The organism is Chryseobacterium rhizosphaerae, from assembly GCF_003385455.1.
GTDB classification, from domain to species: domain Bacteria; phylum Bacteroidota; class Bacteroidia; order Flavobacteriales; family Weeksellaceae; genus Chryseobacterium; species Chryseobacterium rhizosphaerae.
The window spans coordinates 77,899-94,867 of the sequence record NZ_QNUF01000020.1; the positions used below are offsets into that span (position 1 = coordinate 77,899).

Genomic DNA, 16,969 nt, shown 5'->3' on the forward strand with positions numbered 1-16,969 from the left:
GTATAGCAGATAGAAAACTTGTTTATGAAAAATAATTGTAATAACTTTGTAAAATAATTTTACAAAAAAACATAACTGATAATCAACAATTTAATTATTTTTTGAAAAATTGGCAGATTTAGATTTATTACACTTTGAGCAGTTGAAAAAGGATGTTCAGAGTCAATACTTAAAAGAATATACCCCTTCGCATGATGATATTTCAAAGTGGAAGGGTATAGACATTATATATTTCCAGGAAGACCTACGCAAAAAAGCCAAAGGTAACATCAGTGAGAAGTCATTTTACACTTACTTTAAAACTTCACCGGTTACAAAATTACCCAGAATTGATATGCTCAATTTACTGAGTATTTATGCAGGTTACGACTCTTGGTACGAATTCAAAAAGCAGCATCTTTTTGCCGGAGAACTCCTTCAGGAAATTGAAAATTTGGAGGACGAAGATCTTAAAGAATTGGAGAAAACAGTTCAACTAGCTCCGGAGCTACCAAAAACTGAAATTCCTGTTCAAAAAACCGAAACTCAAGCCTCCGAAAACAGTGATTTACAAAAAACAAATACTGACAATCAGTCAGTTAATAAAACAACACCAATTTCTAAGGACCTAACTCCATCACCGGATTTTCCTAAGAAAAATTTCTTCAAAAAAAATGCCTGGGCTTTTATCACTTCGATATTGATCACAATAACCGGATTGCTGGGATTTAAAGATGTACTTTTTTCAAAAACTTACAAATATTGTTTTATTGACAAGGACCGCAGTGTGAATGTGATTAATACATTAGACATTATGGTGATTAAAGAAAATGAGTCTCCGATCATGTATAAAATAAAACCCGGTGACTGTTTTCTCTATTCCACAAAGGATAAAAACCTGAAAATGCGGATCAGCGCGCCATTCTACGAGCCTCTGGACGTTAACAGAAATCTGGAAAATGCACCTGAAGAGGAAAAAATAGAGCTAAAGCCTGATGATTATAAAATGGCAGCTTATTATTTCTCTATTAAAGATATTAAAGGCGGAAACCCTGAAGAACAGGTAGCACTTATTAAACAAAAAAGAAATCAGTTAGAAAACCTGATCAGCAACAATGCGGTTATATATCAGGTATATGATAACGACACTTATGGTATAGAAAGGCTGGACAAACAAAAATACATTACCCTGGTGACCACTCCCACTACTTCATTGAAAAACCTGAATGTTATAGAAATGAAAAAGGACAACAACGGTAAGATCATATCTATTAAATTTAAAATCGCATCCACAGATGAAAAAAATAAATAATTTTTTAATTTTTGCAGTGCTTTTTTTAGCAATCATTGCCTGTAACAATAAAAAAACAGAAGTAAGCGATCTCGATAAGCTTAGAAACAGCACCAATGCCAAGAGCTATCCTGCCGTACAAATGGACAGTATGCAGGCGATCAATTCAATCACAAAACAAAAAGTTCAGGAATTAATGGACCTTTCTACGCTCTATTTGTCCGGAAACAGAAACACTGAAATAGATACGGTGATCTATTCCCAGATGCAAAGTTATTTCCACAAACCGGACTCTTTAACATTTAAAAGGTTATTCAGGGAACTGGACAGTATGAAGGTAAAATCCATTAAAGTGAATAATCTGAATGTTTATAAAGAATTTTATAAAAAGGATACCCTGGATTATGCCAAATTCAATGTAGAGTATTTCGACAGCAAGAATAAATCTTTAGGGAATTTTGAAAAGAATGCACAGTATATCCTGCTTTCCACACCTAAACTTAAAAAAGAATTTAAGTTTTACTTCCTTGATTTCTATTCTAAACCACTTAAGAAAGACAGCACCTCTGTAGGGGTCACCAAATAATCTAAGGGAATATCATTTTCCCAGACGTCATCAATATATTCATCGGGGTCAAAGTAATTGACTCCGATTTTTTTTGATTCTTTAGGCAGGTTTTGAAAAAAGCCATCATAGAACCCTTTTCCATAGCCTATCCTATTCCCTCTTTTATCACAATACAACAAGGGAGTAATGACAAAATCGAAACGGTTCTCTCCGGAATCTTCATTGGAAACAGGCTCCTGAATTCCCCATGCACTGGTATCAAATACAGTATCTTTAAAGATTTCGATATTGATCAGCTCATTACCCACTACTTTAGGCACATAAACGCGTATATTCTGCTCTAAAAAATACTGAATGAAGATTTGGGTATCTATCTCCTTAAACTTCTCAATTGGAATGAAAATATGCACCTTCTGGCCCGCATATGGTTTAAAGAATATCAAAAAACGGGTGAATATTTTTTCAGATAACAAGAAAGCCTCATCACGTGACAAGGCTTTTCTTTTCTGCATATATTTTTTTCTAAGCTCTGCTTTCAGCATAATGGCTATGCATTTTCAGAAGGTTGTAGTATTTTATATAATTTATCAGATAAACGAACTCTAAACGGAAGTTCAAAAGTAATCTGATCTCCTTTTTTAGCCGTTTCACAAGGACCTCCATTTGCATAAATTTCAGTAATTGTAAGCTCCTGTTCTCCGGTGGTAGGCCCGGAAATCAATATTCTATCGCCTATGGAAAGTTCTTTGTTCTCCACTAAAAACTGTCCAATTTTTGACTTTGAATAATAATGTTCTGCTTTTCCAAGCAATACTTTTTTAACCGTAATTTTCTGGCGGATATTCTTTGTTTCAGCTTTTGCTAAAGGCTTATTAGGCAGATCACCAGAATTTTTAAATTTCAGGGCGTCCGATTTTCCTTTTCTGAAAACTTTATTTCCGACCTGTAATCCTTTTCTTAATTTGACCTGTTCCTCCATAGGTAAATGTATTGTTTCCAAACATTCCGTAGAACAACAATTCTCCATAGCAGCTTTACATTCGTCACACTGAATAAACAATAAATGACAGGCATCGTTAGAACAGTTGGTATGGTTATCACAAGGCTTACCACACTGGTGACACTGCGAAATAATATCGTCTGTAATACGCTCTCCTAAACGGTGGTCAAATACAAAGTTTTTCCCAATGAATTTGCTTTTGATACCTTCTTCTTTAATCTGACGGGTATATTCAATGATTCCACCTTCTAACTGGAAAACATTTTTAAACCCCTGGTGTTTGAAGTAAGCACTGGCTTTTTCACAACGGATCCCACCGGTACAGTACATCAACAGCTTTTTATCTTCTTTAAAATCCTGTAATTGTTCGTTGATAATAGGTAAACTTTCTCTGAAGTTTTCTACATCAGGAGTGATCGCTCCCTCAAAATGCCCTACTTCACTTTCATAGTGATTTCTGAAATCCACTACAATAGTATCAGGATCTTCAAGTAAATCATTAAATTCCTGTGCTTTCAGGTGAATCCCTTTATTGGTCACATCAAAAGAAGCATCATTCAAACCGTCAGCTACAATTTTATGTCTGACTTTTATGGTTAATTTTAAAAAAGAATGGTTGTCCTGGTCTACTGCTACATTCAAACGAATCCCTTTCATGAAGTCATAGACTTCCAGCGTATCCCGAAAAGCCTCAAATTGGTCTGCAGGAACACTCATCTGAGCATTAATTCCTTCATGGGCAACGTAAATACGGCCAAGAGCATCAAGGGCATTCCAGGCTATAAATAGTTCGTCGCGAAATTTTTTGGGATCTTCAATGTTGGCATACGCATAGAAAGACAGTGTAAGACGTTCCTTACCAGCTTCATCAATAAGTTGAGCTCTTTCTTCTGCGCTTAAGGTGTTATACAGTTGCATGCTATAAACGTTTTAAGTGAGAAAAATATTTTTGCAAAGATAATGATTTTTCTATAAAGTGTATTGACCAGGGAAAAAGCAACCCTTTAAGAGCTCGGTAATAAAGAATTCCAAATCAATACCTGATCAGGATCTTTCCAATAAATTATCGTATATTAAGCAGGATTTTTTGGGGAATAAACTTACAAAATGTCACATTTTTTTCTTTAATAATTTTTTAAGTTTTGTTAATAGACCATTGAAGATTATGACATAATATATAAAATGACATAATACCCGTTAAATTTTAGTTAAAATTGAAACATAGCATACTAATTGCTTACTTATTTAACATTAAATTTGTTTACTCAAAAACATAAAAAAGAAATTAATTAATAAACAAGAAAGATATACAATGAAGAGTACTTTAAAAAAACTATTACCATTTGCAGTAGTAGGAGTTGTCTCCGGAGCTACTACCGTTGGAGCAATACAATATTTTGGACACAACTCCAACAACGGAGATCAATCTTATTTCACTACATCAGCCCCTAACACTACATTCGCAGGAATGAACACAGGTGCCGTGGGTGATGACTTTGTAAAAGCAGCCAAAACAACAGTTCCGGCTGTAGTTACCATTAAAAATTACCAGAGTAGAACCGCCAGCAGAGCTTCAGAGCAGGATCTGTTTGACTTTTTCTTTGGAGATCCTTTCGGAGGTGGAGGAAGAGGCCAGCAAAGGCAAAAACAACAACAGACTCCAGACAATATGCCTTCAGGAATGGGATCCGGGGTGATCATTTCTCCGGACGGTTATATTATTTCAAACAATCACGTGGTGGCAGGGGCCAACAAACTTGAGGTTGTATTGAGCAATAAAAAAGCCTACATAGCTACTTTAATAGGAACTGACCCTAATACAGATATTTCTTTATTAAAGATTGAAGAGAAAGGACTTCCTTACTTAAACTTTGCCAATTCAGACAATATTGATGTGGGACAATGGGTACTTGCCGTAGGAAATCCGTTGGGATTAAACTCTACCGTAACAGCGGGTATTGTTTCCGCTAAAGGAAGAGGAATCGGTATTTTAGGAAGCCAGGGTAAAGCGGCCAACCCTATTGAAAGTTTTATTCAGACGGATGCTGCCATTAACCCGGGGAATTCCGGAGGTGCATTGGTCAACACAAATGGAGAACTGATCGGTATTAACTCTGCCATTCAATCTACAACAGGATATTATCAGGGATATGGATTTGCTGTACCGGCAAACCTTGCCAGAAAAATTGTTGAGGATATCAAAAAATTCGGAATTGTTCAGAGAGGATTCTTAGGCGTTCAGTCTCTAGACCTTTCCAATGACCAGCAGGTTTTAATGTACAATAAGCAAAACAAAACGGACCTGAAAGCAGGAGCCGGAGTTTATGTTACAGGATTTGGTGAGAACAGTGGCGCAGAAGATGCGGGTCTGAAAAAAGGTGACATCATTACTAAAATAGATAATTATGCCATTACAGATTTTGCTGATCTTTCCATGTCTATCGGAAGCAAACGCCCTGGTGATAAAGTTCAGGTAACGTATACAAGAAATGGTAAAGAAAATACCAGTACCGTAACCCTTAGAGACCAAAAAGGAGGAACTTCTACGAGAACTAAAGCTGATCTTAGTGTTACCGAGAAAATAGGAGCTGAGTTTGATCCGCTTAACGAAAGATTTAAAACTGAATATGGACTAAATAGCGGTGTAGTTGCTAAAAATGTAGCTGAAGGAAGTGAAATGGCTAAGATTGGAATTGTAGACAACTATATCATTATAGAGATCAATGGCAAACCGGTAAATTCACAGAAAGATGTAGAAAAGGTATTGGATAAATACCAGGGGAATGTTCAGGTGAAGTTTGTAGATGACTACGGAAGAAACTATACCAAAGGATTCAAAATGCCATAATGGAAAACAGACAATAGTCTTTTCATATCAACAAAAAAACGCTGCAGAAATCTGCAGCGTTTTTTTATTTATTTGGGTTTATTCATTTTTTCAGCGATCCTTTTTTTCTTATTCCGTTCATAAATGACCTCTACAATCTTACCGCCAATCCAGGAAAACGGAAAAAAAGTAAGGAAAATAGAAATCTTATAGAAGGTAGGATGATAAGGAAATATAATAATATCCAGCATCGCTATAAACAGCATAATAAAGCCTATAAGGATAGCATAAGCTACTTTGGCATATTTAACAATGATTGCCGTGGCAACACCGCCTATCGTCGTTCCCAATCCGGAAACAAATAACAGGAATCCAAAGAAAGCTTTATCATCCTTCATACTGAAAAGGAATCTTTGCCAATGCTCAAACGGAGCAAAAGCCTCAAAAGTAACCCATTGCGGAAATGCCCTTATACCAAGAGTAATAATAAGTCCGGTTATCCCAAGACCTACCAGCACCGCAATTGTATTTCTTATAAAATTCATTAATCCTGATGTGCAATCATAGAAATTTCAATATCCACATTTTTAGGCAGACAAGAAACCTGTACCGTTTCACGTGCCGGAAAGCTTTCTGCATCTAAATAAGAAGCGTAAATATCATTCATTACCGCAAAATCATCCATATTCTTAAGGAAGATTGTAGCCTTTACAACATTTTTGAAAGTCATTCCTGCTTCAGTAAGAATCGCTTCAAGGTTCTTCATTACCTGATGAGTTTCTTTTTCAATTCCTTCTACCAGTTTACCAGTTGCAGGATCTACAGGAATCTGTCCGGAGATATACAATACTCCATTTGCCATATTAGCTTGTGAATAAGGCCCGATTGCCGCAGGTGCATTAACTGTGTTTATGATTTGTTTCATAAGTGGATATTTAATTTTTTTAAAGGTCACATGCAATCACCATCTGCTGTATTTACTTGTTTGAAAATTCTGCCAATAGTAATTCCATTAGAATATATTTTGGTTGCAAATATAAAATTTATATTCTCAAATGCCAATCTGATATTAGAAAGGTGCATTAGGCTGGGTAAAACTTCTGTCTTTATACTTCAGAGCATCGCTTAAGATATTGGCTTTTATCCCAATAAAGAAGTCATATACTTTATACTGTCCGAAAGGAACCCAGTTGAAGTTAATTGTAAAACTTCGCTGATCCCTTGAGAATCCGATTCTTGTATATGCCAGCTCTTTAGTGACCATATCATAATGCGTACTTCCGTTGATATTCCAGTAAGGCGTAAGCTTAATACTACCGTCCAATCCTATGGATGCAATTTTACTTCCAAACCTGTTGAGTCCTTTTGAATAAGCATAGTTAGCATTGACATTCAAAGTCCATGCCTGATCAAAATGAGCATAATTATCATCATCAAAATAATAATTTTCATTTCGGACTTCCCCTCTGGAAGAATACTTTTTAGCATAATCGGTTTTCTCACCAAAAATTTCACTGCTTAAAGGATAAGACAATTGGATATTGAAACCCTGTACACTAAAATGTCCGAATTCTTCTGTTCTGATTCCCGTGTCCTGCCCCGGAATAAATGCAATCCTATACGGATCAAGGGTAAGACTTGTATTAACGGTAAGTTTACTGTTGAAGAAAGAAGATTGTCCATTGATAGAGAAGATAGACCATGGGTGATCTTTGGCAGCAAAGTTATAATTTCCTGAAAGGTTTAAAGATTCAAAAATCTTAAGTTTCTTTACTCCTGTGGAATCTTTCTTAGACTTTACTTTCATCTCAATATTGTTCCCTACATTAAACCCTAAAGCACCTACCATTCCGCTGGAAGGACTTCCTACAATTCCTTTTTCAAAAATAGAATAAGGAGTAATGGCACCGGTTGCATTATAGTAGTTTTTGTAATATCCAAAGTTTGGGCTTGAGAAATCCGGAGAATAGGTAAACCCGATACTTGGGGTCATCATATGCCTGATAGCTTCCACCGAAGATCCTTTTTTAAACTTAAGCATTCCATACAGCGTAGTCTGAAGACTGGCAGTTGTAGAGAATGTAGAATATCCTGCAAAGTTCTTATTGATTTCATCTACAGTAACATTCTTTATCGGATCATAGTATCTGTTCAATGATTTTGTCGTCAGGGCGTTATCTATGTTGGCACTTAAACTGAATGTAAAATATTTAGCTAACGTCGTATTTGTTGCCAGCGCAATATTGTTTTTAAGTCCGGTCTGCATTTTATCCCACATAGCCTTTGTAAACAGTTCGTTTTCCTGTGTGTTCACAAAATTCGTAAGGTTAAACCCTGTGTTTACCGTAATATTTTCAAGAAGCCCCTGTCGTACTCCTGTTTTTGATTTAAATAAATAAAACTGGTTTATGGCAACGTTCATTTGTGGAAGACGAAGATCAGCCAACCCAGTTGCAAAGTTTTGAGAATAAGATGCCGTTCCGGTGATGGTTACCGGAAGCTTCAGAAACCTCTTGGTAAGAGTTACCGTAGAGTTCTGCTGGGTATTCAGTACATTTTGGTTGAAAATATAGTTGTTATTCAGCGGGTTATTGTAAAACTTTGTACTTACAATATCCACTGATGCACTGAACGTAAGAAAAGGATTAGATTTTGCATCCTGTGAATGGGTCCAGTTGATTCTATAAGTACTATTCTTGTTATAATCATCCAAGCCCTTAATTCCTCTTACCATTGTCCCAATATCTGCATTAAAGCTACCCGAATACTTGTATTTCTTCTGATAATTCATCTGTGGACGCAGGTTCCAGCTTCCTTTTGTATACACATCGGCAAGCACTTTAAGATCAAAATGTTCTCCAATAGGCTGATAGTATCCAATCCCGTTAAGGAAGAATCCTACATCTTCTCTTTCTCCAAAACTCGGAATCAGAATACCGGCTGCTCTTTTATCCGAAAACGGAAGGATAGCAAAAGGCATAATAAGAGGGGTAGGTACCCGCTCAATATACATCTGAATCGGTCCGGTTACAATCTGAGATTTGTTCTTTGTTTTAATCAGCTTAATATTGGAGGCCCGCATAAAGTAATCTGCGGCAGTATCTTTTTTCTTGATAAAATAATCATCGGTGGTATAATCTGCTCTTTTCATGGCAAATACCGAGTCATTGTATTTTTTTGTTTTTTGAGCTATAATTACCCCTTCACTTTCTTCAGTTCTGGCATTGTAGGCGATTGCCTGTTTGGTTTTGGTATTATAGCTGAATTCGTTGGTTTCATACTTTTTTCCACCCTGCATAGTAATTACAGGTTCAACAATCTTTCCTAAAGAATCTTGTTTTCCGCGGGCATAAATCAGATTTTTATTATCATCTATTGAAATATAATCTGCATCAATCTGCATATCCTGATAGATCACCTGGGCATTTTTATTAAGAAAAGTCATCTTTTTAGGGATGTCTCTTCTCTGATCTTCTGCTTTTGTACGAAGAATATCATCTAAAGATTCTTTTTTTACAACTATGGTATCCTTTTTGGAAATAGTATCATTAACCACATTTTTAGGCAATTTTTCAGGCGTTTTTTGTGCTAAAAAATTGTTAAAAATTAGGATAATTAAAATTTGTAATATATTTTTGAAGACGGTTTTGGCCAATTTTATTCTATATAATTAAGGCCCAAAATTAATATAATTTTTATAACTGTAAGATGCACAAACAAAATTTTAAAATAATTTTATCATTTCTCCTTATTCTAATCAGTAACCTTATTTTAGCTCAAAAGAAGTTTACAATCGTTCTGGACGCAGGACACGGAGGAAGTGATCATGGGGCAAACAGGTCCTATTCTGACATTGGAAGAGTCGCAGAAAAAGATGTTACCCTTGCCATTACCTTAAGATTGGGCGCAATGCTTGAAAAAAACAGAGATTTTAAAGTAATCTACACCCGTAAGATTGATGAATACCCATCTTTATCCGACAGAACCAACTTAGCTAACAGAAGCAAGGCGGATTTATTTGTATCGATTCACTGTAACTCTTCACAGAGACCTACAGCCTACGGTACAGAAACTTATGTACAGGGACCCAACCAAAATAACGAAAACCTTGAAGTTGCCAAAAGAGAAAACGATGTGATTTTTCTGGATGAAAAAGATAAGCAGATCTTCGGTTCTTATAACGCCGATTCTCCGGAGTCTTTAATCGCGCTGAAACTTCAGCAAAGTAAATATCTGGAATCCAGTCTTCTTTTAGGTGGATTGGTAGAAGACAACTTTGTGAATAAAGACAAAAGATCTTCCAGAGGGGTTTTCCAGAAAAACCTACACGTACTGCGTATGAATGCCATGCCTTCTGTATTGATAGAAACCGGATTTATCAATCATCCGGAAGAAAGCCACTATATAGCCTCCGAAAAGGGACAGGCTGAGATAGCAGAAAGTATTTACAATGCTATTATTGACTATAAAAAAGCGATCGACAGAAAAACAGGAGGTTCATTTACCATTAAAAAACAGGAGCCTGAAAAACCGGCGGAAACACCGTTGAAAAATGATTTCAGGATATTACTGATGAGTTCTCCTACCAAATACAATGAGGGAGACCCTGCCCTAAAAGGATTAAGCTATATCCTTACCATTAAAGAAAATGGCCAGTACAAATACTATTATGCCGTCACTAATATGGCTTCTGTAAAAGATATTAACCTGAAATCTGCCAAGGATGCAGGATTTAGAAATGCCTTTGCCGTAGGGTTCATGCCTAACCAAAAAATAAGCATGGGTTACTATACCATAGAGCTGTATGCCGGCGATAAACTGAACGGAAATTCTTATATTCTTCAGAACCTAAAAGATGTGGAAAGAGAGAAAGATAGCGGTGTTTTCTATTATACCTATGGAAAAGTGGCTACTTTGGAGGAAGCAGTGAAGCTTCAGAAAGAACTTGAGAACAAAGGAATTAAGAATACCGTGATACAAAAAGTATATAAATAATTAAAAAATAATTTTGAAGTTAAAAAGTTAATCATTACTTTTGCAACCTCAAAATTTGGCCTATTCGTCTAGTGGTTAGGACTCAAGATTTTCATTCTTGCAACAGGGGTTCGATTCCCCTATAGGCTACCAAATTTGATATCATGCCGGATTTAAAAATACAAGAAGCGAAATTGCTTTTTAATAAAATCCACTCTAACCCAAAAAGTTATGATTTACAAATCAATGAAGACGGGATTACAGGCAGGGATGATAAAATAAGTTTCAGGCTTTACAGGACAGGAGAAAGGGTTGCTTTTGAAGTGACAATAGATGAACTTACTTTCACCAATACTACTGGGGAATGGAACAATGCGATGATTATGTTGGGAAACACAATCAAAAAAATAGAAAAGGAACAAGAAAATTTAAAAATAGAACAAGCAATAAATAAACTTAAAAAGTACCTTTCGGAAGAAAATTAAAAATTTTATAAAATAAATTTGGTAGTTTAAAAAAAAGTTTATAGTTTTGCACTCACATTTGAACGATATGGCAAATCATAAATCAGCACTAAAGAGAATTAGACAAAACGAAACTAGAAAACTTCGTAACAGATATTACCACAAGACTGCTAGAACAGCGCTTAAAAGCTTGAGAAATGAAGAGAATAAAGCTGCTGCAACGGAACAACTGCCAAAGGTTATCGCTTTATTGGATAAATTAGCTAAGAAAAATATTATCCACAAAAACAAAGCGGCTAACTTGAAAAGCAAATTGACAAAGCACGTTAATAAATTAGCGTAATAATATAGTAGGCCCGTTCGTCTATCGGTTAGGACCTCAGATTTTCATTCTGGTAAGAGGGGTTCGATTCCCCTACGGGCTACAAACTAAGAGTTGACACTTATAAAAACAAAAACTAACACATTGCTTCGGTAATGGAAGATAGAGGGCCCGTTCGTCTATCGGTTAGGACCTCAGATTTTCATTCTGGTAAGAGGGGTTCGATTCCCCTACGGGCTACAAAGAGAAGACTTTTATTAAGTCTTCTCTTTTTGCTTTGGTACCTATCCTATCCATTCAAGGTTAACTTTCTCTAAAAGCTGGACAACTCTTTAAAACTGGTCTACTCTCCTATTAAATGATCACCTCCATCAATCCAACCAATGGATTCCCTTTTTAACAGAAAGGTCTGTTCTTACGCATCCAGTATCATCACAAACTTCTACCTTCGTTCTTCAAGAAGACATCCTCTTCACCCTGTTTCCAGGAGATTATACTCCTTCAATATTAAATCTTATTAAAAATATCACCACAAATGGAAATATTATCTCTTACTGTTCTTTTTAATCGTTAAATTCGCGTAAACTTTTAATTTAAAAACCAATCACATGAAATTTACTTTACTATCTGAAAGCCGATTCTCATTTAAAACGGCTTTAGTAGCTTTATTCCTGATTTCAGCAAATACTTTATCCTTTGGACAAAACAGAATTTATGCTCACGCACAGAGCTCCGGTGTTTTTGGAGTAGCCTGCTTAGGCTGTCGTGTAGAAAATGCTCAAAATGCAATTGGAGACAATGAAGATGATTATTCTACAATGACACTGGGTACTGCACTATTAGGAGGAATCCAGCAAACTTTAATTTTCCCTGATCTTAGGGCAGACACAAGACTCGTTGTAGGTATAGGAACAGATAATATTCCTTTATCGGTACAATTACTAAGTGGAGTAACCCTGGAAACCATGAATGGAGGAACTTCAAATGAAGACCGCAGAACGATAGACATAAGTCTTCTTAAACTGGGAGCAACTCCTAACAGGGGGACTGTAGAATTCAAACCGACAAAAGCTTATGACGGTATCCGAATAGGATTAACCGGCGGTGTACTTAGTCTGGGTGGTGGATTCAGAATATATTACGCTTACCAGGACCCATTGATCAGCCTGATGGCCAATAGTAAGGACGGAAGCGTCACCCTTGATGGAAATATCTCACTGGAAGGTTCAGAGGTTGCCCTAACCAATACCTCAGGGAAAGAAGTATACCGTTCCAAACTGAAGTCAAAAACTTTTGAATCCGGACAACCCGGAGGAGTATACATCATGACTCTACAGACAAAAGACGGAAAAACGTATTCCAAGAAAATAATGATTAAATAGATATACTTTTAATATTTCAATCCGGCCGGGCAAAATCCAGCCGGATTTTTCATTCTGCAAAGGTTTATTTCCATTAAATAAAAAACAAATATTTACATTTATATAAACAAATTATTACATAATCACCACAATATTAAATAAATTTGCTAACATAATAATTTTATTTATAAATTTACATAAAACTAAAAATCAAAATTTTTTTATATATGAAAACTAATTTATTATTGAGACAACGCACAATTAAAGCGGCATTTTTGGCTTCATTCCTGTTTTTAACAAGCACAATGGCTTTCGCACAAATTACCAAAGTCTACGCAAATAGCCAAACCAATCAGGTAGTTGGTATTTGCCTTGGATGTGGTGTATTGAACCCACAAAATGCAGTGGGAAGCAATGAAAGCGATTATTCTACCCTTCAGGTTTCTGTAGGATTACTCGCAAGAACGGAGCAAACATTGATTTTCCCGGCAACAAATATCACCTTGGGAACCAATAAACTGGTATTAGGTTTTGGTACGGATCAGGTGATGTTATCCGCTCAATTAATCAGTGGTATTTCCATCGAAACATTCAATGGAGATGTATCCAATAACGATTATCAAAATCTTAACAATGATGCTATTAAGCTAGGAGGTACAGATCCAAGTAAAGGAGAAATTGAACTTACAATGAACAAACCTTTTGATAGAATTAAAGTAAATCTTAACGGTGGATTACTAAGTGTAAACGGTGCCCTTCGCTTGTATTATTCTTATCAATACAAAGATCCTTTTATCAATTTAATGGCCCATACGGAAGGAGGTCAGGTGACACTTGATAAAAAACTTCCATTAGAAGGTTCGGAAATCACTTTAACCAATACTTCAGGAAAAGAAGTCTACCATTCTAAACTGACTTCCAATACCTTTGAATCAAAACAGCCACAAGGTCTGTATATTATGACTTTAAAAACGAAGGAAGGAAAAACCTATACTCAAAAAATTATGATGAAATAAAAACCCCATGTTCCTTACCCGGCAAGCTTTTTAAGCTTGCCGTTTTACTTTAGAAAATAGTTAAAACCCAAATTAGCCATGATGACATAAATTGTAAATAACCACAACCCTAAACCTCAAAGTATGAAAACAAATGTATCGGCAAGTCGCTGCTTTATAAAAGCAGCCCTGCTATTCTCTTTAGTGTTCCTGATGAGCAATCTGTTCCTCGCGCAGGGTAATAACATCCATACCTTTGCAACCAGCCAAACCAACGCAGTCTCCGCCCCTTGTTTAGGCTGCAGTATTCAAAATCCACAAAATGCCGTTGGCAACGACCCGATCAATTATTCTTCTTTAAAGATGGGAATCGGGTTATTGGGAAAAGTAGAACAAACGCTTATATTCCCGGCAATCAGCTTACAAAAATTAGCAATCTATGTCGGGACAGGCAATGGTGAACTGACAGCGGCATTGCTAAGCGCAGCCACTATAGAAACCATGAACGGAAATGTTTCCAATGGGGACAGCAGGATCATAGACAGCCAGATCCTTACCATTAACACATGGTCTGATAACTATGGAGTGATCCAATTCAGACCAACCAAGCCCTATGACCGGGTAAAAATAAGCCTCAATGCAGGCGTTCTCAGCCTCAATCGTGAATTACGGATCTACGAAGCCAAACAATCTGCCTTTGTCACATCATGCACCTCTCTTCCCGGCGAACCTTATCTATATTATTCTTTTGATGGAACTGTTAATGACCAAATCAAGGAAACAATCCATAATTACGATCTAATCCCCAGCCCTCTTAACATCGGTCCTCCCACATTTCTGGATAGTCTGATATGTGGTAAGGCTTTAAAAGATATGATTTTATTAGAATCCGGCGGATTCAATGTTTCGATGAAACGTGAAAAAACGATCTCTTTCTGGGCCAATACAAATGGAAAATTACAGTTAACTATTTTTGATACAGGAATCGTTATGACACCAGACTCTCTCAAAATCACAGCACTATCCCCCGATCATGCGATATCCAAAAGCATCTCTGCATATAACCCCACCTCCCCGGAACTTCATCACTATTCAATAACTACCCTTCCAAAATTCCGTACCTCTATGGAGAGAATACTTTGTGAACAACAAGGCGGAACCCAAGAAGGCTGCTCAAAACCAACAGAGGTAGCAATTTCTATTTATGTAGATGGAGTCATTTGGTCTTCTTTTCCAATTATTCTTCAACCAGACACCAATACTTCTGGACTGGACAATATTAAGGTAGCAGTCGTTCTTCCCAACCATGCCATTATTGACGAGCTTCTGGTTTATGATGAAATATTGTCCACTGCTATACTTAGAACCTTACCATGCGCTTATAATCTGCCACAAAACTGCCCTTCAGGAAATCCTGCCCCATCAGTATCTGCAATGAAGACCACTCCTGCTGAAAATATACTTACTCTATCTCCCAATCCAACGACAGGGCGAATTACGCTGGATGGAAATATTCCTATAACAGGAGCAGAAATTTTTGTTAATAACACTTTTGGGAAAGAAGTTTACCATGAAAAATTAGATTCCAAAACTTTTGATTTACCAGCTACACTTTCCGGAGGAGTTTATATCCTTACCCTGCAAACGAAAGACAAAAAAGTATATACCCGCAAAATTATTCTGACACGGTAAATATTTCTTAACAAAAGTATGGCAGTATTAAAAGATCCTGTCATACTTTCTATGATAACATCAAAAACCTAACTCTATGAAAACAAATGTATCGGCAAGTCGCTGTTTTAGAAAAACAGTTCTCTTCACATTATTTGCCCTCCTGGTGAACTCATTATCGTTTGCACAGCTGGACAAAATCTATGTAAACAGCCAGGTTAACCAGATCTCCGGAATCTGCCTGCTCTGTTCTGTACAAAACCCAGAAAAAGCATTAGATCACTATGAAGGTGATTATGCCAGTTTAACCATTCCCATAGGAGTTCTTGCCAACATAGAACAAACCTTGATTTTCCCAGAGCTTGCCTCTCATTTCAGAAAAGTGACCATTGGAATTGGTACTGCCAATACACCTGTTAAGCAGCTACCATTAGGGAAAATCTCTATAGAAACTTTTAATGGAAGTGCCTCCAACAATGATGCTAGAATAGTAGACACCACCATACTGAAAGCTGATTCCGATCCCAAGACAGGAAGAATTGAGTTCAATCCATCAAAACGTTTTGACCGGATTAAAATTACTCTCCACAGTGGATTACTTCATTTAGGAGACGAGCTCAGAATATATTATGCCCAGCATAGTCCTATTCCATTTACAACCTGTGGTACCCCTCCTCTTGGCCCACTTCTTTATTATCCATTTGATGGAGATCTCAAAGATAAAATAAGAGGGTTAGACTTAATTTCAACAATTCCAGCTTCATTCTCAAATAGTCCGACCTGCGGACAAAACCTTACAGCAAATCATTTAGACTCACTGTATATAGAAAATAACCTCCCTTTAGCTCCTGAACGTTCATTAACTATTTCATTTCTGGGGCGTACTGATTCATTAATATCCATAAGATCTATATCAGAGCAAGGTAGGTCAGCACTTTTCACTCCTGAGGAGGATTCTATTAATTCATCCCAACTCAATCATTATGTCATAGCATATGCTAATGGAGGTCATCATCACTTTTCTGCAGAGGTATATCGAAATGGGAAAATGATTAATGATGGCGGTCTAGCGATGATGCTGCCTCCTTATAGCTTACTCATGACAGTCGCAAAAGGCAGTGTCGATGAACTTCTCGTTTACGATCGAATTTTGAGTGCTGAGGAAAGGAACCAATTAACTACCAGCTATAATATCCCACTAGATATTCCCTCTTTTGCTATTGAAGCACAAAAAGTAAGATCAGATCATGAAATCTTCAGTATTTCGCCCAATCCAACTACCGGACAGATTACCCTTGATGGAAATATTCTTCTACAGGATGCCAGTATAACCTTAAGAAATACCTTTGGAAGAGAAGTATACCAGTCAAAAATAAGATCTAAAACTTTTAATCTACCAGCTACACTTTCCGGAGGAGTTTATATCCTTACCCTGCAAACGAAAGACAAAAAAGTATATACCCGCAAAATTATTCTGACACGGTAAATATTTCTTAACAAAAGTATGGCAGTATTAA

At 36.6% G+C, this 16,969-nt stretch carries 15 protein-coding genes and 3 tRNA genes; 13 read left to right on the forward strand and 5 right to left on the reverse strand.

The window, feature by feature from the left end:
* Nucleotides 1–109 precede the first annotated feature (109 nt).
* Together DRF57_RS16180 and DRF57_RS16185 are read left to right on the forward strand one after the other, a co-directional pair.
* A complete protein-coding gene (locus DRF57_RS16180) occupies nucleotides 110–1,291 on the forward strand; it encodes a hypothetical protein (RefSeq protein WP_115919620.1) in 1,182 nt (393 codons plus the stop codon).
* Complete coding sequence (locus tag DRF57_RS16185) at nucleotides 1,275–1,856, forward strand: hypothetical protein (RefSeq protein WP_047491324.1); 582 nt, start codon at nucleotides 1,275–1,277, stop codon at nucleotides 1,854–1,856. The genes DRF57_RS16180 and DRF57_RS16185 overlap by 17 nt, the downstream gene beginning before the upstream one ends.
* Here the strand turns inward: DRF57_RS16185 and DRF57_RS16190 are convergent.
* Both DRF57_RS16190 and trhO read right to left on the reverse strand, forming a co-directional pair.
* Entirely contained in the window at nucleotides 1,805–2,350 is a 546-nt protein-coding gene (locus tag DRF57_RS16190; RefSeq protein WP_307724831.1) for a 5-formyltetrahydrofolate cyclo-ligase, read from the reverse strand. The genes DRF57_RS16185 and DRF57_RS16190 overlap by 52 nt on opposite strands.
* A gap of 35 nt (nucleotides 2,351–2,385) precedes the next feature.
* Nucleotides 2,386–3,756 (reverse strand): oxygen-dependent tRNA uridine(34) hydroxylase TrhO, encoded by a 1,371-nt coding sequence (trhO, locus tag DRF57_RS16195; protein WP_115919624.1) that lies wholly within the window; start codon nucleotides 3,754–3,756, stop codon nucleotides 2,386–2,388.
* A 394-nt stretch (nucleotides 3,757–4,150) separates the two neighbouring features.
* Here trhO and DRF57_RS16200 point away from each other — a divergent pair, with 394 nt between their 5' ends.
* Nucleotides 4,151–5,686, forward strand: coding sequence for a trypsin-like peptidase domain-containing protein (locus tag DRF57_RS16200; protein WP_115919626.1), 1,536 nt, complete (start codon nucleotides 4,151–4,153; stop codon nucleotides 5,684–5,686).
* Nucleotides 5,687–5,754: 68 nt separating this feature from the next.
* Here the strand turns inward: DRF57_RS16200 and DRF57_RS16205 are convergent, their stop codons facing one another.
* From DRF57_RS16205 to DRF57_RS16215, 3 genes are all read right to left on the reverse strand, one after another.
* The gene (locus tag DRF57_RS16205; protein WP_047491313.1) at nucleotides 5,755–6,210 is read right to left on the reverse strand and encodes a hypothetical protein; all 456 of its coding nucleotides are present in this window, start codon (nucleotides 6,208–6,210) and stop codon (nucleotides 5,755–5,757) included.
* Nucleotides 6,210–6,590 (reverse strand): RidA family protein, encoded by a 381-nt coding sequence (locus tag DRF57_RS16210; RefSeq protein ID WP_047491629.1) that lies wholly within the window; start codon nucleotides 6,588–6,590, stop codon nucleotides 6,210–6,212. The genes DRF57_RS16205 and DRF57_RS16210 overlap by 1 nt, the downstream gene beginning before the upstream one ends.
* Before the next feature lie 144 nt (nucleotides 6,591–6,734).
* Entirely contained in the window at nucleotides 6,735–9,320 is a 2,586-nt protein-coding gene (locus tag DRF57_RS16215) for a putative LPS assembly protein LptD (protein ID WP_115919628.1), read from the reverse strand.
* A gap of 53 nt (nucleotides 9,321–9,373) precedes the next feature.
* Here DRF57_RS16215 and DRF57_RS16220 point away from each other — a divergent pair, with 53 nt between their 5' ends.
* From DRF57_RS16220 to DRF57_RS16265, 10 genes are all read left to right on the forward strand, one after another.
* A complete protein-coding gene (locus DRF57_RS16220) occupies nucleotides 9,374–10,660 on the forward strand; it encodes an N-acetylmuramoyl-L-alanine amidase family protein (protein WP_052188676.1) in 1,287 nt (428 codons plus the stop codon).
* A gap of 57 nt (nucleotides 10,661–10,717) precedes the next feature.
* A tRNA-Glu gene (locus tag DRF57_RS16225) sits at nucleotides 10,718–10,792 on the forward strand.
* Between the two features lie 11 nt (nucleotides 10,793–10,803).
* A complete protein-coding gene (locus DRF57_RS16230; RefSeq protein WP_047491306.1) occupies nucleotides 10,804–11,124 on the forward strand; it encodes a hypothetical protein in 321 nt (106 codons plus the stop codon).
* Nucleotides 11,125–11,191: 67 nt separating this feature from the next.
* The gene (gene rpsT, locus DRF57_RS16235) at nucleotides 11,192–11,446 is read left to right on the forward strand and encodes a 30S ribosomal protein S20 (RefSeq protein ID WP_047491303.1); all 255 of its coding nucleotides are present in this window, start codon (nucleotides 11,192–11,194) and stop codon (nucleotides 11,444–11,446) included.
* Between the two features lie 10 nt (nucleotides 11,447–11,456).
* Nucleotides 11,457–11,528: transfer RNA gene (locus DRF57_RS16240), tRNA-Glu, on the forward strand.
* 65 nt (nucleotides 11,529–11,593) lie between these two features.
* Nucleotides 11,594–11,665: transfer RNA gene (locus tag DRF57_RS16245), tRNA-Glu, on the forward strand.
* Between the two features lie 368 nt (nucleotides 11,666–12,033).
* On the forward strand, nucleotides 12,034–12,807 hold the full coding sequence (locus DRF57_RS16250) for a T9SS type A sorting domain-containing protein (protein WP_115919630.1): 774 nt from the start codon (nucleotides 12,034–12,036) through the stop codon (nucleotides 12,805–12,807).
* A gap of 206 nt (nucleotides 12,808–13,013) precedes the next feature.
* Nucleotides 13,014–13,802 carry a T9SS type A sorting domain-containing protein gene (locus DRF57_RS16255; RefSeq protein ID WP_115919632.1) on the forward strand — a complete coding sequence of 263 codons (789 nt, stop codon included), beginning with the start codon at nucleotides 13,014–13,016 and terminating at the stop codon, nucleotides 13,800–13,802.
* A 123-nt stretch (nucleotides 13,803–13,925) separates the two neighbouring features.
* Nucleotides 13,926–15,473 (forward strand): T9SS type A sorting domain-containing protein, encoded by a 1,548-nt coding sequence (locus DRF57_RS16260; protein WP_115919634.1) that lies wholly within the window; start codon nucleotides 13,926–13,928, stop codon nucleotides 15,471–15,473.
* A 76-nt stretch (nucleotides 15,474–15,549) separates the two neighbouring features.
* Nucleotides 15,550–16,938, forward strand: a complete 1,389-nt coding sequence (locus DRF57_RS16265) for a T9SS type A sorting domain-containing protein (protein WP_115919636.1) — start codon at nucleotides 15,550–15,552, stop codon at nucleotides 16,936–16,938.
* The last annotated feature ends 31 nt before the right edge of the window (nucleotides 16,939–16,969 follow it).

Excerpts from the sequence above, each read along its gene's own strand:
- DRF57_RS16185 (WP_047491324.1), top strand. The coding sequence starts at position 1,275 with ATGAAAAAAATAAATAATTTTTTAATTTTTGCAGTGCTTTTTTTAGCA.
- DRF57_RS16190 (WP_307724831.1), bottom strand. The coding sequence starts at position 2,350 with ATGCAGAAAAGAAAAGCCTTGTCACGTGATGAGGCTTTCTTGTTATCT.
- trhO (WP_115919624.1), bottom strand. The coding sequence starts at position 3,756 with ATGCAACTGTATAACACCTTAAGCGCAGAAGAAAGAGCTCAACTTATT.
- DRF57_RS16200 (WP_115919626.1), top strand. The coding sequence starts at position 4,151 with ATGAAGAGTACTTTAAAAAAACTATTACCATTTGCAGTAGTAGGAGTT.
- DRF57_RS16205 (WP_047491313.1), bottom strand. The coding sequence starts at position 6,210 with ATGAATTTTATAAGAAATACAATTGCGGTGCTGGTAGGTCTTGGGATA.
- DRF57_RS16210 (WP_047491629.1), bottom strand. The coding sequence starts at position 6,590 with ATGAAACAAATCATAAACACAGTTAATGCACCTGCGGCAATCGGGCCT.
- DRF57_RS16220 (WP_052188676.1), top strand. The coding sequence starts at position 9,374 with ATGCACAAACAAAATTTTAAAATAATTTTATCATTTCTCCTTATTCTA.
- DRF57_RS16230 (WP_047491306.1), top strand. The coding sequence starts at position 10,804 with ATGCCGGATTTAAAAATACAAGAAGCGAAATTGCTTTTTAATAAAATC.
- rpsT (WP_047491303.1), top strand. The coding sequence starts at position 11,192 with ATGGCAAATCATAAATCAGCACTAAAGAGAATTAGACAAAACGAAACT.
- DRF57_RS16250 (WP_115919630.1), top strand. The coding sequence starts at position 12,034 with ATGAAATTTACTTTACTATCTGAAAGCCGATTCTCATTTAAAACGGCT.
- DRF57_RS16255 (WP_115919632.1), top strand. The coding sequence starts at position 13,014 with ATGAAAACTAATTTATTATTGAGACAACGCACAATTAAAGCGGCATTT.
- DRF57_RS16260 (WP_115919634.1), top strand. The coding sequence starts at position 13,926 with ATGAAAACAAATGTATCGGCAAGTCGCTGCTTTATAAAAGCAGCCCTG.
- DRF57_RS16265 (WP_115919636.1), top strand. The coding sequence starts at position 15,550 with ATGAAAACAAATGTATCGGCAAGTCGCTGTTTTAGAAAAACAGTTCTC.